Origin of the sequence: Alkalibaculum bacchi (assembly GCF_003317055.1) — a bacterium.
Lineage (GTDB): Bacteria > Bacillota > Clostridia > Eubacteriales > Alkalibacteraceae > Alkalibaculum > Alkalibaculum bacchi.
In genome coordinates this window covers 1-24404 of the sequence record NZ_QNRX01000018.1, presented here as the reverse complement: position 1 = coordinate 24404, position 24404 = coordinate 1, and the positions used below count along the sequence as shown (strand labels likewise).

Sequence of the window (24404 nt, the reverse complement as noted above, 5' to 3'; positions counted from 1 at the left end):
ATTCACCAGCCTTTATATTCTTGTAATTTTCCATTTTCTAGTTTTAGCACTCTATCTGCTATATCTAAATTTTCTAAATCATGTTCTACAGATACTATGGTTTTACCTTGATTTTTTAAATTTTTAATTACATTTTTAATCTTCTTTCTTCCCTCTATATCTACTTGAGCCAAGATTTCATCAAATAATAATATATCTGGCTCCATCGCTAAAACTGCTGCAATTGCCACCAGTTGTTTTTGTCCTCCAGACAAATTATTGGGATTTTCGTACCGATACTCTTCCAAATTGACCATCTGAAGTACTTTGGTTATTCTTCTTCCAATTTCATCTTTTTCAATTCGAAGGTTTTCAGGACCAAAAGCGATTTCATCTTCTATAGTAGGCGAAAAAAGTTGAGAATCTGGATCTTGAAATACAATTCCTACTCTCTTGGTTATATCTAATATTTTTAAACATCTAACTTCTTCTCCCCATAATTTTACTTGACCTTCAATTACTCCCTGACGAATATGGGGTATTATTCCGCAGATAATGTTTAGTAAAGTGCTCTTGCCATTACCACTTAACCCTACTAGAGTTAAAACCTCCCCTTTTGGCACTGTCAAATCTACACCTTGTAATATATTACTGGAGCTAGACTTGTACCTGAATTTCAAATCCTTTATTTCTATAGGATGTATCATTTTATTTCTATCTCCGCAACAAATTTACACCATCTTTGGCTAAATGCATCTTTTCTAATAATTACTTGATATGGCCCACTACCGCCTTCTTCTTTGCTCTTTATAGGCTCTCCATCTTGCTTATACGCTAAATAAACATTCTCATCTTCTAGCACTTCATCAGGTTTTAATGCTACTGTATATCCATCTATTGCTCTAATATTTACCTGTTGTTTATCTTCAAGCCTTATTTCTGCTTCTTCTATTAGATTTTTCAAAGGAATACCTGTGTACTTATGTTCTTCTGGGTCTGTATTGCTGGAATCAAATATTGCAGTAAATTCTTCTTCACCTAATTTAATAATTTGATCATATGTAAACTTATCCTCTACATTATCACCTGTAATTAAAACTTCTGCATTTGCATGTGCTTCTTGAGAGTTTTTTATCAGCCCCCTATTTACAAGAGCAAAAATTGCTATAATGGCAATTAGGATGAGCATAATGATGCCAATTGATTTCTTATTCATTTATTGTCCTCCTTCCATTACTATGTATGGAACAATCATATTCTCGTATCTAAATTGACCGTGATCTCCAGCGTCTTTTGTAGAGTGCATGCCGTGATCTGCAGTAATAATCACTTTTCCATGCCATTTTGATACAAGCTCTTCTAAATATGTATCCATATAAGATAGTACGTCCATAGTTTGTGAAGCAAAGTCTCCATTACTGTGACCTGAGTCATCAATTCCATGAAAATGTGTAAACACAAGATTATAACCCTTGTCTAAAACATTTAAAGTAGACTCCTGTACCTCATCGTCAGTATATCCGTCTCCATCATCATCTACATTTAATACTGGCTGGATTTCTGTGTCTAAAATCCCAATATTTCCTTCAATATAGATCGCTTCTTTACCTAAATCCTGAACATATTTAAATATAGAATCTACTTGTAACTGTCTCTGCTTTCTAGAATAGACCCCATTTTCTGCAGGGGATTTTCCTGTAATGATTGCGGCTAATCCAGCATTGGTCACAGGGCGATAAACAGACAAGGCTTTTGTAGCTTCTGGTTGACTTGTTAAGAAAGGAATATGATTATTTTCTATGGCATGCTTATACTGATGATATCCAAATCCATCTAATACGATAAATAGTACGTCTTCGTCTTCTTTTACATATTTACCAATATCATAGTAAGAATCTTGGATACTGCCCTCAGGCGGATCTAAGATGACTCCCTTTACATCTTTAAGTCTTTCTTTACCACTGGCGCTAACATAGTCTATAGTATTAGAATTTGCCTCAAAATAGCTATTTGCCTCAATTGATTTTATATCTCCTAATGCATTCATCACTAGGGCATTTTGTAGACTTTCTTCTACCATATCTTCTAATTTAAAGATTCTTCTTTGTGTATACACGCTAGTATTGTAATGTACACCTTCTTTTTCAACACTAGATTCTCCCTCAAAATAAGTCAATAGGGTAGCAGAATTAGCATATAACTCCCCAGGGGTGATATTTCGAATGTTTTTTTCACTATTTATGATATTCATTCCTATATCTAATCTGTCTTCATCAGTGGACACGATTATTATTTCCTTTAAATGCTTTACATTGCTACTTGGGGGGTGATTATAGTGTATGGCTTCCCAACCATTTGCATCTGAAAAAGATATAAAGGAGCCCTCTAAGTTCATATCCTCAATCTTAGCCATCATGCCGTCTATTCCAACTAAAAAAATATCACTATTGTCACTTAAAGGGCTTACTTTTTCTAAAATATCTTCAAACTTAATCCCCTTTACACTTCCATCCTTCGTTTCTATATCTATCATATCAAAATCATCTTCTAAACTTCTGAGGGTAAAAGGTTCACTTACATCTCCTACAATATTGAGAGGAGGAGTATAGCTTGAGCTTGCCGATTGTTTTGTACAGGCAGAGATCATAGTAAAGCCAAAGATAAAAATTATAGATATTAAGATAAATTTTTTATTCATTTACATCTCTCCTATACAAATTTTCTAGCACTTGATTATTTTTTAATTTCTGTACTATTCCATGGGCTATAAGTCCACCTATACCACCTGAAAAGGCAGCAGCTGCTAATGTTAGTATCAAGGGCACCATAGGTAAGCGAAAAAACACCACATTGACTAAAAAAGTTCCGCTAATATTAGCTAATATTCCACTAATAAAGAAATGCCCTATTTTAAATCTTTTAGGTCTGGAAATAAGCACATATAAGTCTACAGCTAACCCTGGTAATATATATGTAAGAAAGCTCACAATCCCGTGAGTACCATATATTCCAAGGCTTACCACCATAATAGCCTGTACTGTAGAGGTTAAGGTGGCAACTCCTGCTCTTCCTATTAATCCAGTGCCTAAGACAATCCACATCATATACAGGCCACCTGCGATAGCCCCTCCAGGAATATAGAGGGGGCCAGTAATGATATGTGCAAGGGGAACAATAACTGGTTTTGTAGCTATGCCTAGGGTGGCCATAAGGGCAATTATAATAATGTCAAATATTGAAAATTTCCGAACTAAATTATTAAGCATAGAATTGCCTCAATTACTTAATAACTCTAATTTTAGCTAGTTGCTTAACACTATTCTTAGCTGGGTCTCCATCTATTAGAGATTGGATTGGTCCAGCTTCTTCTCCTAAAACTTCTCCGTCTACTATGTATGCTAAAATCGTTCCATCGGATTCTGCCATTTCCTTTGTATATTCAACAACATAACCATCTATAGCTTCTAATTCTAATGATGTATACTCTCCTACATTTGCATATGCTAATACATCTTTTAGTAGCATACCTGTATATTCGTTTGTTTCTTCACCTTTTTTACTAATGATCATAGCTGTTAAGTTTATCTCTTTTATTTCACCAATATTTTTTTCAGTAATTTCTATACTTTCTTCACCTGCTTCGATAGCGATTGTGAATGTTGGCTCTTGGCCTTCTGTTTCTGTTTCAGTTTGTGCGCCTGTATCTGCTGGTTTTTCTGCTTCTGTACTTGTTTTTTCTTGTTCAGAAGAACAAGCTACTAGCATAAATCCTAAAAGTGCTATCATAATTAGTGATAATATTTTCTTTTTCATTTTTTATGCTCCTTTTTATTTTATTTTTATAGATAATAAATTCTTTACAGATTTACTTTTTTCTAGGTTTTTAAAAGTAATTAATACGCTTCCATCTTCTTTGTTTATAATTCCTTGGCTTACATCATCAGATGAGATGTTTACAGAATAACCATCTATAGCAGTTAGCTCATATGCTTCTCCACTTAATCCAGTATCTTTTAATAGGTTTTCTAAGGATAGTCCATCTTCCTTGATTAGATTATCTACCTGCAAAGCTTTCTCTACAGATAAAACTGCTGTATCCCCTAGACGAAACCACAATAGATCTTTTACGGTCATACCCTTAGGCATATCAGGTGCCCCTAGCATAGGTGCATTTTCTCCTGTGGTTTTTATAAAAGCTTCACTAAATACCTGATTAGATTCACTTTTTTCAAAATCATCTGAAGCTTTTATGTATACTTCTCCACCTTTTTCCTTTATATACTTGTCCATTAAATCAGATGTCTTTATAGCTTGATCATCTGTATCACCGTAGTTAACCGTTTCTAAAGCAGTTATAGCAGAATCCAAAAAGATCAGATTGCTTAAAGTACTCTCTTCTTTTGACTCTGAAGACTTACTCGTTCCTATTAGCTGAATTTCAGACAATTGACTTACCCAGTACATGGCTCTTTCATCTGGGATGATTGTTCTAATGGGCTTTGATTCTTCGTGCAAAGGTTCTCCATCTATTTCATAGGCCAGAATAATATCTCTACTTTGTACGATATCTTTTGGAATATCAATAGAATACCCATCGGTAGCAACAAATCTCAATCCCTCTAAATCCTTAAGGGATACCTTGTGTTTTTGAAGCAACTCTTCTAAAAGCCCTCCCGTAACATTCATTTCGTTTTCTTCTCCACTAGATGAGATCGATATCACGTCTTTCGTGACTTTTTCAAGTGCTTTTATTTCATCTACAGGCACTTTAATGCCACCTTCTTGCAACCCAATTATGGTAATTGTATCGCCACCACTTTGTACTACATCCTTATTAACAGTTTTAGTCCCCTGGGTATTGCTACAAGATGCCAACAGCACCACAGAGAAGACAATAAAAATAATTATGCATTTTTTAAAATCTTTTCTCAAATAAAACCCTCCTTTTAATTAAAAAAACTCCCACCATTGAGGTAGGAGCCAAAATTCATAAAGAAAAGCTCGCTCTCCTTTCCACAATGGGAGGCATTCAGATTTCTCTTCATGCCTATCGGCACATATTCCATGGAACCTATCTTTAGGAAAATGTGCTCGGAGATTTATATATATTTATATAAACTATATCTATTAATTAAAAATTTGTCAATATATATTATATTGATATCAAAATATGTTACACTATTATATAATTTGTCTAATTACATAATGAATTCTATGATAAAGGAGATTCTCATGTACAATCTATTTTTAACTGGAAAAATCGGAATTGGAAAATCAACACTTTTAAAAAGAGCGTTAAAAGAACTCAATGTCTCTCTTGGAGGCTATACTACAGAAAGAGTTTTTGAAGGTTATTTTAGAAAATATATTATCAAATCGCTGTATGATAATAACACAACTTATACCATACTAAAAGTAGATTCTAGAGATAACTCAAAAGAACATTTTATAGATTCCTTTGAAAAAGGAGCTCTATCCATATTAGATAAAAGTCTGAAGGAAAGAAATCTTATAGTACTAGATGAATTAGGCAGTGCAGAAAATGATATGAGTCTATTTACCGATAAAGTATTTAAACTACTAGATAGCAAAAAAATAGTATTTGGGGTATTAAAAGAAAATGATTGTGATTTTTTAAATGCTATTATGGCTAGAGAGGATGTAATTGTAATTACTATTACTGAGGATAACAGGGACTATATAATAGAGGACATCATAAATATTCTAAAAAGCTGGCAAAAGCAACTAGAAGTATGAAGCCTCATAATTAATTTAACTTAATATTCTAATTTATTTATTCAAATCTCCTATTGGGATCTTCTTCCTTTTGCGTCCATTTTAGAATTACTTGAATTCAGTTTCAGAGTATTTCTCAATCTTCCAGTCAGGAATTCCGCATTTTCTACAAGTGGTCTTAAAATAACTGTTTCGAAGCCATCGAAGACTGCGACTCTTTTTAGAATTCCAAACGACAAAACTACCACCGCAATAAGTCGTGATAACAGCTCTGTTTCCTTGCTTTTCAATACTCTTAACGCTATGTAGTATCCCTGATCGAGCAGGCCATAGTTTAATTTTGTTGATTAAACTAAATAACCTCTGACTCTTTTTCTCATAGCGAGTAGTAATTTTCTTTTCCATGGCTTTCCTCCTTGCAAACACCACTAAGCATGGTGGCTACACCAAGTTCTAACAAATTATGAATAATTAACTTACACTTCTTAACTGAAAATTCATCTAATCCAAAGGGAACACCAGGAGCAGCACATATGGTTTGAGATGTAACTTGATTTTCGGTGATAATATTTGCACTTGGAGTGGCTTCTAAGATATAGTTCCAAGTTCTAGTATTCCAATGGGGCACCATTTCGACTTGTGGATACTTTTTTATATAAGTCCTAACTTTATCCATACATGGGTCGTACATTTTAACATGGGCATTTCTTTGTAGTAAATAAGTAGCACCTGCACAAGCTACAGGTCCAGCTCCTAATACTAGTACTTCTTTATTTTGTAAAGGCCCTGCTGCTACATCTAAAGCTGCAGCAAAACCTCTACCTGTTGCCTCACCATTATTCATGTATAGATTTTTTTTCAGATGAAAAGCAGTGAATGTGTTGTCATCTGCCATAAAAATAATGTCTGATTTTTGCTCATAGGCCTCTTGTATGCCCGCTACATTCTTTTGTTTTGTTACAAAGGCATTAACTCCACAACAATCTGTAAGAATAGTACAGACGATCTGAGAAAAATTTGAGATTTCTCCAAAACCTGAAGTGATGGGGATGCAAGCCACCTTCAAGTTTTTTAATTGTTCCTTACTAGCTGCATTGTTTACAGCTTTATTGCCTATTTCTAATAAGGAAAATTTAAAATTCTTTATAAAAAACTCTTCATTTTTTCTATATTGTTTTATTATGGATTGTATATCTTCGTCATTCAATCGCGTCATATTCTACCTCCATCAGCTTCTCTTCAAGTTTCTCAATAGAATGCTCTAGTTGATATTTGGCATCATTATAAGTAGGAGATGAAACAATAAGCTCTGCCACAAATCCATTATAAATTTTAGGATTGCTAATAAGTGCCTCATCAACTCCAAAATAGTCTGTTTTATGGAGTAGGGGACCAACTTGGCTCATGATGCCTTCGCCTTTTCCCCTTACTTTAGACCCCTGTAGATAGACGTGCTGCAAAATACAATATTTAGATAGGCTAGGACATATTCTATAATTGTCTATTGTATTATATAGAATCATCTCTTTTACCATATTAATACCGGTGGCAAAATAAACAGCAATAGGAGTTTGACTAGGCATACGTGCGTCAATTTCTAGCACATATAATCTATTATTCTTTTCAATGACCTCAATATCAAATATACCTTTGATCTTTAATGCTCCTGCTATTTTAGTTGCTATATTGTGAAATGCCCTCTCCAATTTTCCATCTATTCTGGCAGGGGCAATGACACATTGGCAATCACATTCTTCATCTACGATTATTTCTGTAATAACAAGACTTTCAAATGTCTTTCCATTGCCTATGACCTCTATAGAATAAGAGGGGCCTTCTACATATTGTTGACAAATATAATCCGGATGCTCTGCTATAAAAGATTTTGCATCAGCAGGATTATTGAAAATCTGTACACCTTCACTACCACTTCTATCACTAGGTTTTACAATAACAGGCAAATTGTTTAGAAGGCATTCCTCGAAGTCTCTGGGCATAGGGATATTTATTTCTCTAAAAAATAGATTCGATTTTATTTTAGATGAGGAAATATCAAAAGCGTGTGAATCAAACAGTACTATGGTGTTGGTCATGATGCCATACCTTTCTATTATAGCAATGCATGACGTGTTTTCTAATGCGGGTATTACTACATCTACTTTTTTGAAAATACGTAGAATCTTTTGTGTATCAAAGAGATCTAATTTATAATAATAATCACATAAATCAATAGCTGCTGCCATAGGGTTTTTATCTACTAGGTGAACCGTCCAGCCAGCCTTATTAGCTAGATAGGCAATTTCCGTTCCTTGAAGCTTTCCTCCTATTATTAGAATATTCATAAGGTCACCATACATTGTTCTTCTGTATAAATAAAATTTTGATATTCTTCCTGGGTCCCCAATCTCAAACCACACTCTTCCACCATCGGCAATACTTGTATCAAGGAACGGCTTCCATTATTAATATCTAATTTACTCTGGGAAACTCCTGCAAGTCCTTCCTCAGGTGGTATTAATGAAGTGATTACATTGGCACCTGCATTAAGCCGATCTTTTAATCCAACCAAGCCCTCTACATCTAAGGAGGCAGGTATCAACTTGTCTGGATAACATAGTCGCATGGCTGCAATCATAAGGAGTTCATTACGATTATTGTTTATAATCTTGCCTTCCATAGGCGTACCCTTTTGTGGGACAAAAGTCATAGTTCTCACTTGAGAAGGATGAATACTTTCCATAGAAAGAATGGATTCTGCACGCTGCCCTAAAGTATCGCCAAAGCCCGTCATCAAGCCTTCTTCTACAAGATAGCCTAGATCTTTTGCTATTTTTTTTAATCGGAGACGCTTATTATAACTTTGTCTGTAGCGCAACTTAGCGAATAATTCTTGGTCATAAGTTTCCTGATATAGGGCATACCATACAGCCCCTGCTTTTTTCAAAGAACTCAGTACCTGCGGTTCTACTACACCAGGAGAAATCATAATAGGTAGCTTTGTCACATCATAAACTTCCTTTACTATATCCACTAATTTTTCAGGATAGGCTAGAAAGTAGGGGTCCTCGCCCATAGTCAAGTCGATTAAATGGACTCCTGATCTAGCTAAATCCCATGCAATACCTACAATATCGGACTTTAACTTTCTGTAACGTGGTGCCTCCTTATTACCTCGTCGATAGTAGCAAAAATTACATTTATTTCTGCAGTGGGTAGAATAGTACACAAAACCATAGCTAAAGATCTTATTGCCAAAATACCGTTCTCTTAATTCTCTAGCAAGATGGAACACTTCATGCTGCTGTTCACCTTGGGATGCCATCAATATTTGTTTTACATCATTTACATCTAATGGTTTTTCATCATAGGCTTTTCTTAAAATATCTTTTAGCATTATGACACGTCCCCCTTTTCTTACTTCATATTTAGCCTAATGCCATCAAAATAACTAATACTTCTGCCTACTGGATGAATGGAAGAATACTCATCTCGAATCATGAGAAGGCGCTCTATACCAAACCCGATACCTACCCATGAATCATGAATGCCCCAAGCTTCATCTAAAGGATGGGGACCTATGGAACTAGATGCTACTTCTATATTCTTGTATAGAACATCTACTGTTAATCCGTAGACTACTGATTCATCGGTCTCAAAGGAATACTCTTCTATCTCCGCCGCTTCCATAATCCATTGGGCCATTTCTTTTGTTCGATCTACTCGAGATTCTAATGGAGTTCCCCATTCCACCAGATTTAGCATAGTAAACTCATTTAAGTGATTACTTCCTTGAGATTCCTTCCGAAAACAAGATCCGATTTCAAACACTCCCAAAGGTTTATGAAGAATATTTAATAGATTTCTTGAAATCTCGTAGAGATTAGGTGCCAACATCGGTCTTAAACACTTGTTATTGTCTAGCCAAAAGACTTGATTCAATAGTTTGTGGTCTTTATCAATAGTCATTTGTTCTAAGAATTTTTTAGAGATAATAGTAGGGGTAGCAACTTGGATAAATCCCTTATCCCGTAGGCAAGCAGCTATTGTCTCTTGCAACTCTAATAATTTAGGTTGCTTTACAGTGGCTCTATATGTTTCCAATTTTTTTCGATTCACTTTTAATTGTGCTTTTTCCAAGGTTCTAAAAGCTTCATCTCTATCTTTTGCAGATGGATAATCTGCTAGTGAATCTACAGAACAGCCTAACTCACCTAAACGTTGCAATTGACTTTGAGTCATTTTCATAGAATCACCTCTCAAATTAGTCTTCTTCTCAGTTGTTAGATTGACATTGATGTTACTCGTTATTATAAGCAACCTCACCATGTTCTGATATATCTAGACCTTGTTTTTCTTCCTGTGAGGAAGCTCGTATAACCGTTATCTTCCGTAATAATGACATAATAACAAATGTCATTATTACGGAAATCATAATAGTAATAAAAATGGCTAATATTTGATTTATTAAAAGTTGATACTCTCCAAAGAAAAGACCTTTCATCGCTAGGGCAGAGTTAACAGAAGGATCAGCGAAAATGCCTACAAATAACATACCTAATAATCCACCAACACCATGACATCCAAAGACATCTAATGCATCGTCATATCCAAATTTTGTTTTTATGGAAGTCATAGAAAAATAGCAAATAATTGTGACAAAGAACCCGATAATCGGTGCAGACCAAAAAGGTACGTATCCTGCCCCTGGGGTAATGCCGACTAATCCAACAATTGCTCCTATCATTATGCCAGAAAGGCTGACCTTTTTATTTACAATAGCCTCTATCATTAGCCATGTTAGAATGCCAACAGAAGAAGATAGGGCAGTATTTATGATTGCATGTATTGCAGTGCCATTTGCACCTAAGGCAGTGCCACCATTAAAGGCAAACCATCCGGCATAAACGATGCTTCCGCCGATATAGTATAGAGGTAAATTATGAGGTGTGATTGCCTTTTTACCTAAGTTTTCTCTTTTCCCTAGCATGATGCATGCTACCAATCCTGATATTCCAGAACTCATATGTACCGCAGTACCACCACCATAGTCTACGACGTTTAACTTAACCATTAAACCACCGTCTGCCCAAACCATATGAACAAGTGGGAAAAACACTAAAAACATCCATGCTATTACAAAAATAACCATTGGTTTAAATTTCATTCGACCCACAACAGAGCCAACAATAATAGCAGGTGTAATAACAGCGGTCATAGTTTGAAGTAATGCAAAGAGTGCACTCGGTATACTACTTGAATAGGGACCAGCTTCTGAAATCGAAAGCCCTCTGAAAAAGGCGTAATCAAAATTTCCAATGATTCCTAATCCGCCGAGATCAGGACCAAAGCTGAGAGTGTACCCAAGGGTAAACCATAATAAGATACCTAAACCACAACAAACAAAGGTTGATGTAATAACATTTACTGTATTATTTTTATCTACCATTCCTCCATATAGCATTGATACGCCAGGTGTCATAAAGAATACTGCAATTGCACAAAATATTATAAAAGCAATATCTCCAGAATTCATATTTCTACCTCTTTCAATGATTTTTATATTACATAATAATTTGATTGTTAGATTATTCAAGGGACTACAATTTAATAAAAATGGCGAAGAGTCCGGGAGTTGCACCCGGCTGTACGGATTTAGAGTCCGCATAATCACTCCGATTCACCCTCCATGATAATTTTTTATATACTAAAAAATTTAGGGGATCAAAACTGCACCAAACTGGAGTTGACACAGTTTTGATATGAGGGCATATATAGACAGAATACTTGTGTTTTACTTATTTGTTTTTGCTCTTTGATATTTAAGGTATTTCATGCAAAATTTATCTTTACCTAAGGCCGTTTCTGCGCTTACAAGTAGGGACATCATGCGCTCATCTAGTGGGTCGATAATCGCTGAATTCATGCCTTTTGTCATACACATAACGAGAAAAGCTTGATTAATATCAGATCTATTTGGTAAACCAAAGGATATATTACTTAATCCAGAAGTGATATTAATATCCGGATACTGCTTTCTCAAAGTTTCGATGGTATCTAATACTTCATTTCCAAAATTCACATCAACACTTAAAGGCTTAACTAATGGATCAAAGAAAATATCTTCCGGTTTTATACCAGCACCTAGAAGCCCATCTGCCAATCGGTTGGCAACATCGATTCTCTGTTGTGCTGTTTCTGGCATTCCCGTTTCATCCATACACAAGGCGACAATACACGCATTGTTGTCTAGAATGATAGGGAGCAATTGATCGTAACGATCTTTTTCAGCGGTTATGGAATTGACCAGTGCCTGACCTTTGTGAAGTTTTAAAGCCGCATCAATGGCTAAAGGATTAGGGCTATCAATACAAAGGGGTACACTTACCACTTCTTGAACGATTTTTACCAACCAAGACAGTACTTCAATTTCATCGTGTACACGAGTACCGGCATTGACATCGATATAATTTGCACCAGCAGCCTCTTGTTTTTTAGCAATTTCCTGTATATAAGCTACATCTTTGTTTTCTACTGCTAACTTAATATTTTTTCTACTCGAATTGATTAATTCACCAATAATTATCACAAGATTACCTCCTGAAGGTATTTGTAAAAATCCTCTTCAATTCTTTAGCAGAAATTGAAGATAAAAAGTTTATTAGATACCTAACAGAGTATCTGCCAATTCTGTAGCCGAACCTGCATCTGGAGCATAGCCATCTGCACCAATTTCTTCACCAAACTCTGCGGTTACAGGTGCTCCACCGATGAGAACCTTAACAGAGTCTCGGAGTCCTGCGGCTTCTAATGCATCGATAACAGTCTTCATTTCTAGCATGGTAGTAGTAAGAAGAGCAGACATTCCCACTAACTCGGCATTATGTTCTTTAACAGCTTCCACAAACTTTTCTGTAGGTACGTCAAAGCCTACATCGACTACATTATAACCATTACTATCAAACATGATGGCTACTAATTGTTTACCGATATCGTGAAGATCACCTTTTACTGTACCTAAAATAATTGTTCCTTTATTTGGCATATCTCCAGCGGCAATTAAAGGTTTTACTAATTCTACGCCAGCCGCCATTGTCTGAGCAGCCATTAATACCTCGGGCACAAACATATCGCCTACCTTAAAGCGTGCACCTACTACGTTCATTCCTGCTATTAGACCATCATTGATTATTGATAAGGGTTCTTCCTTCATATCTATGGCCATTTTTACATCTTTTAAAACTTGTTCATCGTCCCCAGCTATTACACTGTTTTTAATATATTCTAAAACTGACATAGGATAACCTCCTGTATTCTTTATTCTCAAAGGATTCCTCGTCTATAGATCAACTCTCCTCTTTAGACGAGGAAGGATATACATTCATGACATCTGCGCATATTTTGGAGTTACAAACCCTTCACTTTGCCTTCGATGCACCTACACCGAAGGGGGATGGTTTAGGCATTAAACTCCTTGAAATCTACCTTGCTAAAGTCGTTCATAGTAAACCTTTCTTTAAAACTTTTAATTACTGCAAGTTCCATGCACCTACATGAAACCGGCGGAATCACAAAGGATCAAATCCTAGTTTACATGAGCGAGTTTTAGCTAAAGTCAAGGCATCAATAAATTTTAGGGGATTTAAGAGTGCCTAATTTTAATTATTTTTCTGCGCTGGCGATAATCACTTTAAATTGATCTAATACATCTTTGTCGATAGGCATTGGTTGGTGTTCATTAATGATTTCTTGAGCGATTTTTTTAACCTTATCATTAATCGAAACACTACCATTTGCTTCCCAAGAACTTCTCATATTTCTGTCAAAGATCTTTGCTCTAGATTGATCTGTCTTCATATACTTGACAGTATGTTTTTCACCTAGGAAAGAGCCTGCAGGACCTACTTTATTGATTATATCTACTGCTAAAGAGTCATCAGTAACCCTTACACCCTTAAGAACTCGATTGACCATTCCGGCAATCTCATTGTCAATTATTAATTGTTCGTAACTGAATGTCATCCCTAAATCTAACATTCCTAATCCATAAATCAAGTTGACACCTGCCATTGCTGGCAATAAAGCGGTGATCGTTTTTTCACAACCTGATTGACAATCTACTACTTTACTGTCAGCCTATCCACCAGCCGTATAACTAGGCAGATTGTAAAATTGAGCTAAGTTTGCAACGCCTGCGCTAATCATACCAAGTTCTGGCGACCCAACTGGTGCAGTTGCATATTGCATGTCAAAAATGGATGTAGAGCTACCATATATTACTGGTGCTCCCTTGTTAACTAATTGTGCTAAGACAATTCCGCTAAGTACTTCTGCATTATGTACGACTAGAGTACCGTCAATGGTAATAGGAGATGTTCCTCCTGCCAAAGCCATAGAAAGTATATTTACTGGCACACCAGCTCTGGCAAACTCCATAATAATGTCACAGCCTTCTTCAGAAATCTGTAGAGGACTTGTAGGACATATTAAGGCAGATACAATGGGTCTTTTTCTAAGTTCATCCATCCCACCAGCTATGGCTGCACCCATTTCAATGTATCTTCTTGCATTTGCACCTGATACGAGGTCGATATGATGGCAATGCTTAGATGTATTGGTCAAAAATGCTTCTGCTGCTAATAGGTCGCCTGTTTCCTTAGGAGTATCTCTAGCTACAACTGCTTGAGAATAGACATCTACATTATCTAAATAATCTACAACTCTTGCTGTTTCCCCTACGTCTTTTGTCGTCGTAGTTCTCAAGACACCAGAAAATACATCGTATAATTTAACGCCAGCACCAAAATTTGTCCAAGCTACACGATTGCTCTCCAAGACGATATCGTGTTTCGGATCACGACCTGCCATTAATACAGAACTAGGTGCAGATTTTATGGCATCTTCAACGATATACTCGGGAATGCGCACCATCCTTTCGGAGCGATCTACAAAACATCCATTATCTGAGAATACATTAAGGGCTTCTTCGTTATAAACTTTTACACCTGTTTGGAACAAGACCCGTAGTGTTGCTAAATGAATTTGTTGCAATTCTTCTGTCGTAAACATATCAACACTAAAACCTTCTTTTTGCGTATAAGATGCTCGTTGATTCATTTTAGTCATTGATCACTAACCTCTCTTTCCTAAAATTAATACACTCTTTTACTTAAGTCCCTCTTTTTATACGGGACATCCTTATGTTTTAAACATAAGGTTTTTATAAAATGATACTCCTACTTTTATATCTATCCCCTCCTAATAAAATATTTCAAATTTTTAAGCCAATAATCTGTTGTTGAGTTTAGTGTAAACTAAGTTGTAACAACCAAGTCAAGCGATTTTTGAAAAAATAAGAGTATTTTAAAATGACAAAACATGACAAAAACCATTAAGTAGGTTTCTCATAATTGCTCAATAGGGGTTAAATGTCTGTAAACCATTGGTTGGATTATTACTTTACAACAAAAATCCATGCTTTAGCAGCTTTCTACCAAATAATAGGTGTTAACTGAGCAATTAGCATGGATTACAATGTATTATGTATTTTGTTTTATTTCGTTAGAGAACATCAATTGGTAAATACGCCTCTACATATTTATAAGAGTGTTCGCCCTTATAAAACGGGAAAAAGTGTACCAAATAAATAGGGTTATTGACACGAAAGCGGTGTTTTGCTGACCACTGAATCATTGGTAGTAATAGGGAAGGATCGTCAATATCCTTTTCTGTCAAACTCACAGTATATACGCTCAAATCTCTATTGAATGCATTTTCATTGGTACAGACCTCATAAACCGAATCGTCATTTAAGTACTTTAGATCTTTTTCAAACACAATACAGCAGCGTTTTTCCCTTTTAATATTTTCTCCATCAAAGCTAAATTCTGCTGCTCCATATAGTACAGGATATACGGATAGATTAGTATCGAAGTAGCAGGAATAAGGAAATACATAAAAGGTTTCGAAAGGAACTAAGGATATTTTGTTCCGAAATTTGTGCACGTGATTGATCATTTGTTGATTAAATTCCAGGTAATTTAGTTGATCCTCCTTCTTTTTAATACTTTTCTTTGCCTTCTTAGCTTGACAAGTTAATATGTCCTCAATAATTTCAATATTAGTTGTTTGAAGTAATTTTTCAACTGTGTCTACGGATAAATCGAGAATCTCACGGTAATACACAATTTGGGCTAAACGAATCAAATCGCTAAAAGAATAAGAATAATAGCCGCTCTGTTCATTCTTTTCAACAATGATAAGGTCCTTATTGAGGTAATGTCTGATTTTTGTCCTTGGAATCCCCAAAATTTTTTCAACTTGCTGAATAGTAAAGCATTTGTCTGTACTGTATTCCATTTTATTTCCTCCTTTGGCAACCATATTAGATGTATTATGTTTATGAGTTGGAAAAAGAAAATATGTTACAGCGTCCATAGCTCTGTGTTGCTACAACATGTTAAATTATAGTATTTTTTCATAATTATACTTGAATTTACTGCATTAAATATCATTTGTTGTCGTATATTCCATATCGTATTATAAAAACAAAAAAGTATATTTTCATATAGTTTGAAATGGGTTTGTATATAGTGTAATAAAATTGCAAAAGTCATATGAATCATATAGAATTGAAATTGTTTATTAAGATACTTAAAGGGTAATATAGAACTAATAATACGCATAGGAAGGTTGTATAGGTATGAGAAAATCTAAAGACGGTAATTTTCACTCCATTTCCTAGGAGAAAAAATTACCGTCCTGGTATGCCCTTGGGCTTATGTCCTTTATAGGCATATCTGAGTAATCCGTCTTAATTGTTGATTATGCATAGGCATTTGCACATGTTTCTCTTCGTTCACATATATCACAAGGTCTTATCGAATTTTCGTCCTTCTCTGTTTGAATTCCAACTATACCTGATATGGATTTCTTAGGATGCATCATGTAGTGTTCATTGAGAGATACTCCAATATCTGCTGGTTTAAGTATTTTAAATATAGGTATTTGCATTTCCATGGGAATTTCACCTTGGCCTGGACTAAATGCGTGTGTTGTATAGAGGTTCTGCTTTTTCAATCTTTTAGCTATTTTCTTTAGTACCCATGATTGACCACACTCCATAAAGGCTGTACCCCAACTATCTAAAAACATACTCATTAGCATATCATTCTCCTTGGCATCAACTTCATCATAGCCGTATAGAGTAATAACTAAAAAAGAAAGTGCAGTCGAATGGTGAAATATATCTGCTAAAAGCTTAGATTTTAAAAGCTCTCTGTTTTTTAATCTGATAATATCATTTTCTATCTCATCAATTTCATGAGATTCGCACACAGCATTCATCGTAAAATTATGATACGCTACATCCTTAGTCTTTTCATAGGCGTCTCTAAGTTTGGAAGAGGCATTGAGTAAATCAAAGTTCATTATACGACACACTAACTCTTCTATACCATGGATGTCTTCTATTGGTATCTTCATTATCTCTCTACTTAGTATAGTCATAAATTTATCACTTCCCTTATTTTTCTATTAATGTATATGTGTGTATGTGTTAATTTATTAAATTTTTGCAGCTAAGGGCTTAATATGAGCTATATATAATACCAACTTGTTAAAGACTTACTTTGGAGATAAATATTCTTGTGTATCTGTCCAATAAAAATGTTCTAGAATCTTATTTACTCTTGGAGCGAAGCCTTCAGCGTATTCCACAGGGTAATTTAGAATCATCACAAAGTACTGATCCTGATGTTTTCCTAACATTGCGTACGTTGGTTCTTCAGGACTTTTAAACTCTTTAATGGACCAATCATAGCGTTTTTCTTTTGTGTTAACTGTTTCCATACCGTCCAACATGAGAGAAAAGGTATTGTCGTTATCATCTAGATTTGGCTCTTCTTCTGAAATTTCTGAAAAAAAGTATAATTTTAAGTAGACATCATCAATTTTCTTGTTTCCATAATTTGCGTAAAACCAATAAGCATCTCCTTCACCGCTGCTGACTTCCTCTGTTGTGAAATCGAAGGGTATATAAGTTCTAAAGGGTACGATACCTTTGTCATATAAATTTAAAGTGATTTTTTCTTTCATTCCTTCGATTTCAATAAATTCTTCAATTTGTAAATCCAAATCTTGTGAGGGTTGTTCTTTATTATCTTTATTAATATCATTTTGATCCTTTTGTTCCTGTTGATTTTGGGTATCCTCTTTATCATTTACAGAGATTTCTTGTGTTGTGCAAGCTACAAGAGTAAAAGTCAAAGCTAATACAATAATGTACCAAATGATTTTCTTCATATTAAGACCTCCTTTTATAATAGATTACTATTCATTCTATTCCCAGATTATTAAACACAAAACACCACTTTTAATAGATGGACTTAGTTTGTTGTTTTATCTTTGTATTTAAGATTTGCTTAAAGTCAAGTATTTTTATAATGATATCCTCGATATCTTACATAATTGTCATTGATTGGCATTAGAATATTATGGTAATATAAACATTATTAATGGAAGATTAAGTACGATAACAAAGATTGGGGGATAATCATGAAAATAAATAAAGTCGGGATTTTAGGAATGGGAGCCATTGGAGGCTTGCTTGCAGCCCAAATCTACGATTACAATCCTCAGGGTGTGTATATTTTAGGGGAGCAAGAGAGAATAAAAAGATATCAAGATCAAGGGTGGATTGTAGTAAATGGAAAGGATTATGATTTTACTGGTCTTAGCCCTGAAGCCCCACGAACTTTGGATCTCATTATTCTTTCAGTAAAATATCATCACTTAAAAAAGGCAATTGAACTCATGAAACCTTTTATGGGAGAGAATACCATAATTATCTCATTAATGAATGGCATAGATACGGAAAATGAAATTGGTGCCGTATATGGTATGGAGAGGCTCCTTTACTCGTTTATTGTAGAAATTTCTGCAGTCAAAGAAGGTAGAAAAATTACTGCAAATAAAGGAAAAATCGTCTTTAATTCACTTATACCTAATGATAAAAAAGTAATGGCTCTTTCTGAATTCTTTAATCGTACTCAAATTGTCTACGAAATTGCAGATGATATTATGAAGGAAATTTGGTGGAAGTTTATGATTAATGTAGGAGTCAATCAAGTCTCCGCCGTATTAGATGCTCCTTATGGCAAGTGCCAGAAGATAGATGAGATCAGAGAGCTTATGGATGAAGCCATGAAAGAAGTAATCGCACTGTCCAAATTAGAAGGTGCAAACCTTACGGAAGAAGACTTAATGCGATGGTATCCTATTTTAGATGCTTTAAATCCAGATGGTATGACTTCAATGCTACAGGATATGCGCGGAAAGAGGAAGACAGAAGTAGAAATGTTTGCAGGAGTTGTAAGTAGGCTAGGTAAAAAGCACAAACTCCCAACACCTGTAAATGATATATTGTATCAACTGATTAAAGCAAAAGAAAAAGCCATTGCAAACCAAACAGTAATAGATTAAAAACGAAAGACATATCGGGACGATAAGTTCAATCTCCTAAAAAACAAAAGATTTAATGTTATATTACCATAATACCCTAACTTATAACAATCAAGTTTAGGTAAAATTATGATATATAATAATAAAAATTCAGTTCTTGCTTTTTTTAATTTGTTTTCTATAAAATAAGATAGTGCCTCATAAGGTTAAAAACTAGAATTAATTATATATGTGAACATCCTATATTATGTTTCATAAAATGTAGTGTGATGCAATAGTATCACTAAGGAGGGTTATATTAATGTTATCCGATTTACAATTTGTGAAACAATCATTAGGAACACATCTATTTTTCATTCGGATTATGAAAGAACATTCATTTTTTTTAGAAGTTGGTTTTACGCCTAGGGATTATAGCTTTACAACTCGAGCAGATCAATTTCGTTTAGAATTTGATCGATTATTAGCAGATGTCATATATTTATCCAATGGTGTTGTTAGTCCCACGATTATTCAATCTGGTGAAGTGGTTACGCCTTATACATTAAATGCGGAAATCGCTTCATCTGATTTAACAGCAGTTCAGATACAAACAAATCTTACGAGAGCGGAATATAATCTAGTAGGTGGAGATTTAACCTCTGTCAATCCAGCACTTGTACAAAGAACACATATGATTAATGAAAGGGCTATCCGTTTGGTTTCTAGTCTAATACAGTTTAAATCCATCGTTTTATCAAGTGTGCTATCCTGTAATATGTTTACAGTTAATTACCCACTTCTCATCGACCATATACGCAGGGAAGCAAGGCTTTATTTAAGCATGATTCAAAGATTTCAAAGAAGAGAACAAGTTGATATTGAAAAACAAGCTTATGAACAAGAAGCCTTCTGGAATAGAATTATGGCGGAGCATTCAAAGTTCATTCGTGGACTTCTTGATCCAACAGAAGAGGCTCTGTTTGAAATCGCAGATGATTTTGGAGATGAATTTGATCAATTGACAGAAGAAGCAAAGCAAGCTATGGATCAAACTCTACCTATTTCTGAGGTTACAGATAAAAGCCTTGAATCTACCTTAAGAATTCGTGATTTTAATACTCAAGCTACGGAGGGTTTGTTGGGATGTAACATTAGATCCATTATCATACCATTATTAGGTGACCATGTATTACGTGAATCAAACCACTTTATTCGATTATTAAAAGAGTTTGAAAGATATTGATATTCAAAAGCAAGGGACCATCGCACTAATCGAACGATTCCCTTCGAAGCAAACAGTTTTTTATTATTTCACTTGCTTATAAAATCATATCGGGACGGTAACTTCTATCTCCTAGAAAATCGAGTAAAAAGTCACCGTCCCGATATTCACGATATTCATATTCATTTTTAATATGTATTATTCTTTTGCTTGTTTCTTCATGGCTTAATTTCAAGATTTTAATCATCATTCTATTTTGATGTAGATTCTAATTCTAATAAAGACTTTTCTAAAGATCCCAGGCTACTATTATGACATCGCACTATGGGTATCCCCTTTTTCTTTGCTTCCTTTACTGCCACGCCAACCATTTTATGCGAAACTGTGCTGGTGAATAATACAATGGCATCTGGATGACCAATTGCTTTGTTAAATTTTGTTGGCATTTGAGTATAAATCTTTAATTTGTGCCCTCTTTGAGAACCAACTCCCTTGTACTCACTATGCAACCGATCATGACCACCAACTAATACTATACTCATTTAAAAACTCCTTTCTCATATTTGATTTTGATAATCGTTATCATTTACTTACTACTATTTTACTCGGAATTGAACTCACTGTCAAGAGGTAAATCAAAACCACTTAATCGTTTAAATACCCTACTACGGATAGAAAAAACTACTTTATGACAAACACAAATCAAATCATCTTCTTTCTATATAGAAAATACAAACTTACGCATACTAATACAATAAAGATTATGGTTAGTAGAAACTTTATTTCTAATCTCATGGATAATCCTCCTAAGTTTTCTACACTATTACGAACAAACGATATTTTTCATATTATTGATATAAAATACGGGATATTAGAGATATTTATTTTGCAACTTTAGATAAAGACAATAAAATGTAATTACAATTACTGAAGACATTAGGGATTATTTACTAGAGGATATCATAGATATTCTAAAGGGCTGGCAATAAATGCTTAATATATATACATTAATCTATTATCACTTATGATAATATTTACTTTGATATATTATTAAGGTTCTCCTAGCAAATTTTCCAACTTTGTATTTTGTGATTGATTGCATTAAAATAAGAACTTCTGCACTACATAAAAAAGAATCCAAGTTTTACGTACTTGAATTGCTTTCTTATTTTAACAATCGTTATATGTGCTACTTCTAGAGCACTATTATTATCTAAAAATCAAGGTATTGCTTGTATTAATCCCTCAACCTTTCAGCAAGCTCTTTGATTTTTTTTTCTATTTTATTGATGATAACTATAAACTCTTCATCGCTTTTTCCCGTAGGATCATCAAAACCCCAATCCTCTTTTTCCTCACTAGATAAATAAGGACATACTACATTACAACCCATAGTTACGACAATATCTATTGGGGGTAGCTCATCGATTAATTTGGAGTATTGAGTCTTTTCCATGTCGATATCGTATATTTTCTTCATCAATCGAACGGCATCTTGATTGATTTGTGGCTTGAGTTCTGTCCCAGCAGAGTAGCTTTCAAAAACATCACTAGCTAAATGCTTTCCCAGAGCTTCTGCAATTTGTGAACGACAGGAATTATGTACACATATAAAAGCAACCTTTTTCATATTCTTCCTCCTCTGTGCTATTATAAAAAGTTGAAGCTCATTAACATCAACCTTTTACCCTTTTATTATAAAAGCAACTGATTTAATTCTCCACCTTTAATTTCTTTCGCGCTCCAAGGTATAACTGCAATATTGCTATTAGCATGAGAATAGATTTTATTAATCCATTCTTATTTCTTTGCTAGCTTTTGCCTTTAACATTTTACTTGTCGTTCCTGTTTGATACAAAGGTGAATTGATTACCCACGCCTTACTATAGTTCCCAGCTCGATTCAACTCTTCTTTCAATTGATACGCTTCGTAATTAATTTTTTGATATTCAATTATTGCTACCTTCAGGAAACCAGTGTCTCGTCTTGTTAACAAATTTAACAAGGGCTAACATTACTGGTACCTCTGTAAGCACTCCTACAGTGGTTACTAGTACTACTGGTGAGTCTGCTCCAAAGAGTGTAATTGCCACTGCAACAGATAGTTCGAAAAAATCAGATGCTCCAATCAAGGCCGCTGGAGCTGCAATATTATGTGGTTGTTTCGCCCATTTACACATAAAATATGCAAATAATGCCGTAATAACATTTTGAAGTATTAATGGTACTGCAATTAACAAAACATGGAATGGATTCTCAAGAATAACATCTCCTTGGAAGGAAAAGATGATTACCAAAGTTAAAAGTAATCCAACCGTTGTGACTCCATCAAATTTAGTAACAAACTTTTCATTAAAGTAGTCTTCTCCCTTATTCTTTATCACGTACATTCGCGTAAAGACCCCAGCAACAAGGGGTACAACTACGAATAATACGATAGAAAAGATAAGTGTATCCCATGGAAGGGTAACATTATTTACTCCAAGTAAAAACGAAACGATTGGTACAAAAAGGAAGATAATTAGTATATCGTTGACGGAAACCTGTACTAGAGTATGTGCAGGATCCCCTTTTGTTAGCTTACTCCATACAAATACCATGGCGGTACAAGGAGCTGCACCTAATAGTACTGCGCCTGTTATATAATCTTGGGCCAGATTTGCAGGAATAAAAGCTTTAAAAACTACGGTAAAAAATAGTGTAGCTAATCCGAACATGAGAAAAGGTTTAATCAACCAACTGGTTCCACTGGATATGATAACACCCAAAGGATTTTTTCCTACGTTCTTAATTGATTGAAAATCAACTTTTAACATCATAGGGTAAATCATAATCCAAATTAATATTGCAATAGGAATATTTTGCTGTGCATATTGTATTTTTTCAAGAAATGCAGGTACTCCTGGTAAAAATTTTCCTATAAGAATCCCCGCTGCCATACACAAAAGAACCCATACTGTAAGGTATTTTTCAAAAAAATCAATACCTTCTGTTTTTTCATTACTCATAATGAACACTCCTTATATTGTTTTATATTTATGATTAAATGAGTAGATACGCATATACTTATATTTCTTACTCCTTTGTCATTTGCACTTATTCTTATTTATTACTTCATTGCAAATGCAGTCATCTTTCCCACTAGTTAAATCCTCCCAGAATATTTTTATCTTTTTTGCTACTTGGTCATTAAGTGAATACTTTACCCAAGATCCATCCTTTCTGCTACATATAAGATTACACTCTGTTAAGATTTTCATATGATATGAAAGTGTAGACTGACTTATTTGAAAATAATCTAAAATATCGCAAGCACACATTTCATTGCAAGACAACATCTCAACGATCTTTAAGCGAGTCTCATCAGATAATGCCTTAAACACTACTGTATATTCTTTATAATCTACCATTGCTTTACTCCCATCTCAAAACATATCGAGATTTATCGATATGTTTATTATATGAGCCATATCGATAAATGTCAATATGTTTTTATATTCATCCATATAGCCCATATATTAGAGACTGTTAATTGTCCCTTACGCTTTCATTTCTCCTACTCTCTTGCTTTTTTTAATATACCCACAACTTCTTCAGTTTTAAGAACCTTGCCATATGAGACAACCTTTCCATCAATAACTAGAGCAGGGGTTGTCATCACACCATATGATGCTATTTGAGAAAAATCGGTTATATGATCAATTGTTGTGTCCATGCCAAGTTGCTGGAGAGCCTCTTTTGTTGCTTTCTCAAGTTGGTTGCATTTTGTACAACCAGTTCCAAGTACCTTTACGAAAGCACCTTCTATCTTTGTACTCTTAGCTTTTGCTATGCTTTCGGCATCACAGTTACCTCCACAGCAATTTGAATCTTTTTCCTTTTTCTTTCCAAAATTAAATAATGCCATCATTAATCTCTCCCTTATTTAATAACTCAAACTTCGCACATAAATAATTGAATACAAGTATTGGAATTCCGGGTTTACAGGTATAAAAATAGCATGAAAACACCAGATTTGTTATAATTG

Annotated in this window: 26 protein-coding genes, 1 pseudogene and 1 riboswitch; of the genes and pseudogenes, 3 read left to right on the top strand and 24 right to left on the bottom strand. The window is 34.6% G+C overall.

Translation table 11 applies throughout. The annotated features are described in order from the left end of the window. Positions 1-2 precede the first annotated feature (2 nt). Genes DES36_RS12055 through DES36_RS12030 form a run of 6 tightly spaced genes read right to left on the bottom strand, consistent with a single transcriptional unit; the run spans position 3 to position 4911 of the window. Positions 3-686, bottom strand: a complete 684-nt coding sequence (locus DES36_RS12055; protein ID WP_113921461.1) for an energy-coupling factor ABC transporter ATP-binding protein — start codon at positions 684-686, stop codon at positions 3-5. Beyond that, positions 683-1195 (bottom strand): molybdopterin-dependent oxidoreductase, encoded by a 513-nt coding sequence (locus DES36_RS12050; RefSeq protein WP_113921460.1) that lies wholly within the window; start codon positions 1193-1195, stop codon positions 683-685. The genes DES36_RS12055 and DES36_RS12050 overlap by 4 nt, the downstream gene beginning before the upstream one ends. Next, entirely contained in the window at positions 1196-2677 is a 1482-nt protein-coding gene (locus DES36_RS12045) for an alkaline phosphatase family protein (RefSeq protein ID WP_113921459.1), read from the bottom strand. After that, a complete protein-coding gene (locus DES36_RS12040; RefSeq protein WP_113921458.1) occupies positions 2670-3245 on the bottom strand; it encodes an ECF transporter S component in 576 nt (191 codons plus the stop codon). Before DES36_RS12040 ends, DES36_RS12045 begins: the two co-directional genes overlap by 8 nt. A 13-nt stretch (positions 3246-3258) precedes the next feature. Next, on the bottom strand, positions 3259-3792 hold the full coding sequence (locus DES36_RS12035) for a molybdopterin-dependent oxidoreductase (RefSeq protein ID WP_113921457.1): 534 nt from the start codon (positions 3790-3792) through the stop codon (positions 3259-3261). Between the two features lie 15 nt (positions 3793-3807). Next, complete coding sequence (locus DES36_RS12030) at positions 3808-4911, bottom strand: molybdopterin-dependent oxidoreductase (protein ID WP_113921456.1); 1104 nt, start codon at positions 4909-4911, stop codon at positions 3808-3810. Positions 4912-4969: 58 nt separating this feature from the next. Then, positions 4970-5088: riboswitch (molybdenum cofactor riboswitch) on the bottom strand. Between the two features lie 123 nt (positions 5089-5211). On the opposite strand from DES36_RS12030, the gene DES36_RS12025 reads away from it, so the two are divergent. Beyond that, entirely contained in the window at positions 5212-5736 is a 525-nt protein-coding gene (locus tag DES36_RS12025; RefSeq protein WP_187387080.1) for a nucleoside-triphosphatase, read from the top strand. Positions 5737-5823: 87 nt separating this feature from the next. Here the strand turns inward: DES36_RS12025 and pylSn are convergent, their stop codons facing one another. The 12 genes and pseudogenes from pylSn to DES36_RS11960 form a co-directional block, all read right to left on the bottom strand. Then, positions 5824-6120 (bottom strand): pyrrolysine--tRNA(Pyl) ligase small subunit, encoded by a 297-nt coding sequence (pylSn, locus tag DES36_RS12020; RefSeq protein ID WP_113921455.1) that lies wholly within the window; start codon positions 6118-6120, stop codon positions 5824-5826. Then, positions 6092-6931, bottom strand: coding sequence for a 3-methylornithyl-N6-L-lysine dehydrogenase PylD (gene pylD, locus DES36_RS12015; RefSeq protein ID WP_113921454.1), 840 nt, complete (start codon positions 6929-6931; stop codon positions 6092-6094). The genes pylSn and pylD overlap by 29 nt, the downstream gene beginning before the upstream one ends. Then, the gene (gene pylC / locus DES36_RS12010) at positions 6915-8057 is read right to left on the bottom strand and encodes a 3-methylornithine--L-lysine ligase PylC (protein WP_170128289.1); all 1143 of its coding nucleotides are present in this window, start codon (positions 8055-8057) and stop codon (positions 6915-6917) included. The genes pylD and pylC overlap by 17 nt, the downstream gene beginning before the upstream one ends. Continuing rightward, positions 8054-9109, bottom strand: coding sequence for a methylornithine synthase PylB (gene pylB, locus DES36_RS12005; protein WP_113921452.1), 1056 nt, complete (start codon positions 9107-9109; stop codon positions 8054-8056). Before pylB ends, pylC begins: the two co-directional genes overlap by 4 nt. Positions 9110-9129: 20 nt before the next feature. Next, positions 9130-9960, bottom strand: a complete 831-nt coding sequence (pylSc, locus tag DES36_RS12000; protein WP_113921451.1) for a pyrrolysine--tRNA(Pyl) ligase large subunit — start codon at positions 9958-9960, stop codon at positions 9130-9132. 52 nt (positions 9961-10012) lie between these two features. After that, entirely contained in the window at positions 10013-11248 is a 1236-nt protein-coding gene (locus DES36_RS11995) for an ammonium transporter (RefSeq protein ID WP_113921450.1), read from the bottom strand. A gap of 258 nt (positions 11249-11506) precedes the next feature. Further along, entirely contained in the window at positions 11507-12301 is a 795-nt protein-coding gene (locus DES36_RS11990) for a methyltetrahydrofolate cobalamin methyltransferase (protein WP_113921449.1), read from the bottom strand. A gap of 72 nt (positions 12302-12373) precedes the next feature. Continuing rightward, positions 12374-13009 carry a corrinoid protein gene (locus tag DES36_RS11985; RefSeq protein WP_113921448.1) on the bottom strand — a complete coding sequence of 212 codons (636 nt, stop codon included), beginning with the start codon at positions 13007-13009 and terminating at the stop codon, positions 12374-12376. A 365-nt stretch (positions 13010-13374) separates the two neighbouring features. Then, positions 13375-14829 (bottom strand): annotated as a pseudogene (mttB, locus tag DES36_RS15190) ([trimethylamine--corrinoid protein] Co-methyltransferase). Between the two features lie 444 nt (positions 14830-15273). Next, positions 15274-16071: a MerR family transcriptional regulator gene (locus tag DES36_RS11970; protein ID WP_170128288.1), complete on the bottom strand. Its 798-nt coding sequence runs from the start codon at positions 16069-16071 to the stop codon at positions 15274-15276. Positions 16072-16536: 465 nt separating this feature from the next. Beyond that, entirely contained in the window at positions 16537-17196 is a 660-nt protein-coding gene (locus DES36_RS11965) for a vitamin B12 dependent-methionine synthase activation domain-containing protein (RefSeq protein ID WP_170128287.1), read from the bottom strand. Positions 17197-17337: 141 nt separating this feature from the next. Further along, a complete protein-coding gene (locus DES36_RS11960) occupies positions 17338-18015 on the bottom strand; it encodes a hypothetical protein (protein WP_113921443.1) in 678 nt (225 codons plus the stop codon). 252 nt (positions 18016-18267) lie between these two features. On the opposite strand from DES36_RS11960, the gene DES36_RS11955 reads away from it, so the two are divergent. After that, on the top strand, positions 18268-19194 hold the full coding sequence (locus DES36_RS11955; protein WP_113921442.1) for a ketopantoate reductase family protein: 927 nt from the start codon (positions 18268-18270) through the stop codon (positions 19192-19194). A 280-nt stretch (positions 19195-19474) separates the two neighbouring features. Then, on the top strand, positions 19475-20398 hold the full coding sequence (locus tag DES36_RS11950) for a DUF2935 domain-containing protein (RefSeq protein WP_113921441.1): 924 nt from the start codon (positions 19475-19477) through the stop codon (positions 20396-20398). Between the two features lie 76 nt (positions 20399-20474). Here the strand turns inward: DES36_RS11950 and DES36_RS15080 are convergent, their stop codons facing one another. From DES36_RS15080 to DES36_RS11925, 6 genes are all read right to left on the bottom strand, one after another. Then, complete coding sequence (locus DES36_RS15080) at positions 20475-20627, bottom strand: hypothetical protein (protein ID WP_207657462.1); 153 nt, start codon at positions 20625-20627, stop codon at positions 20475-20477. 1 nt (position 20628) lies between these two features. Continuing rightward, entirely contained in the window at positions 20629-20919 is a 291-nt protein-coding gene (locus DES36_RS11945) for a DUF2325 domain-containing protein (protein ID WP_113921440.1), read from the bottom strand. Positions 20920-21614: 695 nt separating this feature from the next. Continuing rightward, positions 21615-22007 carry an arsenate reductase ArsC gene (locus tag DES36_RS11940; RefSeq protein ID WP_113921439.1) on the bottom strand — a complete coding sequence of 131 codons (393 nt, stop codon included), beginning with the start codon at positions 22005-22007 and terminating at the stop codon, positions 21615-21617. A gap of 319 nt (positions 22008-22326) precedes the next feature. Beyond that, the gene (gene arsB / locus DES36_RS11935) at positions 22327-23385 is read right to left on the bottom strand and encodes an ACR3 family arsenite efflux transporter (protein WP_113921438.1); all 1059 of its coding nucleotides are present in this window, start codon (positions 23383-23385) and stop codon (positions 22327-22329) included. Positions 23386-23463: 78 nt separating this feature from the next. Beyond that, positions 23464-23787 carry an ArsR/SmtB family transcription factor gene (locus DES36_RS11930; protein WP_113921437.1) on the bottom strand — a complete coding sequence of 108 codons (324 nt, stop codon included), beginning with the start codon at positions 23785-23787 and terminating at the stop codon, positions 23464-23466. 146 nt (positions 23788-23933) lie between these two features. After that, the gene (locus DES36_RS11925; RefSeq protein ID WP_113921436.1) at positions 23934-24284 is read right to left on the bottom strand and encodes a thioredoxin family protein; all 351 of its coding nucleotides are present in this window, start codon (positions 24282-24284) and stop codon (positions 23934-23936) included. Positions 24285-24404 lie beyond the last annotated feature (120 nt).

Coding starts and splice junctions, on each gene's coding strand:
- DES36_RS12055 (WP_113921461.1), bottom strand. CDS start 686: ATGATACATCCTATAGAAATAAAGGATTTGAAATTCAGGTACAAGTCT.
- DES36_RS12050 (WP_113921460.1), bottom strand. CDS start 1,195: ATGAATAAGAAATCAATTGGCATCATTATGCTCATCCTAATTGCCATT.
- DES36_RS12045 (WP_113921459.1), bottom strand. CDS start 2,677: ATGAATAAAAAATTTATCTTAATATCTATAATTTTTATCTTTGGCTTT.
- DES36_RS12040 (WP_113921458.1), bottom strand. CDS start 3,245: ATGCTTAATAATTTAGTTCGGAAATTTTCAATATTTGACATTATTATA.
- DES36_RS12035 (WP_113921457.1), bottom strand. CDS start 3,792: ATGAAAAAGAAAATATTATCACTAATTATGATAGCACTTTTAGGATTT.
- DES36_RS12025 (WP_187387080.1), top strand. CDS start 5,212: ATGTACAATCTATTTTTAACTGGAAAAATCGGAATTGGAAAATCAACA.
- pylSn (WP_113921455.1), bottom strand. CDS start 6,120: ATGGAAAAGAAAATTACTACTCGCTATGAGAAAAAGAGTCAGAGGTTA.
- pylD (WP_113921454.1), bottom strand. CDS start 6,931: ATGACGCGATTGAATGACGAAGATATACAATCCATAATAAAACAATAT.
- pylC (WP_170128289.1), bottom strand. CDS start 8,057: ATGAATATTCTAATAATAGGAGGAAAGCTTCAAGGAACGGAAATTGCC.
- pylB (WP_113921452.1), bottom strand. CDS start 9,109: ATGCTAAAAGATATTTTAAGAAAAGCCTATGATGAAAAACCATTAGAT.
- pylSc (WP_113921451.1), bottom strand. CDS start 9,960: ATGAAAATGACTCAAAGTCAATTGCAACGTTTAGGTGAGTTAGGCTGT.
- DES36_RS11995 (WP_113921450.1), bottom strand. CDS start 11,248: ATGAATTCTGGAGATATTGCTTTTATAATATTTTGTGCAATTGCAGTA.
- DES36_RS11985 (WP_113921448.1), bottom strand. CDS start 13,009: ATGTCAGTTTTAGAATATATTAAAAACAGTGTAATAGCTGGGGACGAT.
- DES36_RS11970 (WP_170128288.1), bottom strand. CDS start 16,071: ATGGAATACAGTACAGACAAATGCTTTACTATTCAGCAAGTTGAAAAA.
- DES36_RS11965 (WP_170128287.1), bottom strand. CDS start 17,196: ATGAAGATACCAATAGAAGACATCCATGGTATAGAAGAGTTAGTGTGT.
- DES36_RS11960 (WP_113921443.1), bottom strand. CDS start 18,015: ATGAAGAAAATCATTTGGTACATTATTGTATTAGCTTTGACTTTTACT.
- DES36_RS11955 (WP_113921442.1), top strand. CDS start 18,268: ATGAAAATAAATAAAGTCGGGATTTTAGGAATGGGAGCCATTGGAGGC.
- DES36_RS11950 (WP_113921441.1), top strand. CDS start 19,475: ATGTTATCCGATTTACAATTTGTGAAACAATCATTAGGAACACATCTA.
- DES36_RS15080 (WP_207657462.1), bottom strand. CDS start 20,627: ATGATGATTAAAATCTTGAAATTAAGCCATGAAGAAACAAGCAAAAGA.
- DES36_RS11945 (WP_113921440.1), bottom strand. CDS start 20,919: ATGAGTATAGTATTAGTTGGTGGTCATGATCGGTTGCATAGTGAGTAC.
- DES36_RS11940 (WP_113921439.1), bottom strand. CDS start 22,007: ATGAAAAAGGTTGCTTTTATATGTGTACATAATTCCTGTCGTTCACAA.
- arsB (WP_113921438.1), bottom strand. CDS start 23,385: ATGAGTAATGAAAAAACAGAAGGTATTGATTTTTTTGAAAAATACCTT.
- DES36_RS11930 (WP_113921437.1), bottom strand. CDS start 23,787: ATGGTAGATTATAAAGAATATACAGTAGTGTTTAAGGCATTATCTGAT.
- DES36_RS11925 (WP_113921436.1), bottom strand. CDS start 24,284: ATGGCATTATTTAATTTTGGAAAGAAAAAGGAAAAAGATTCAAATTGC.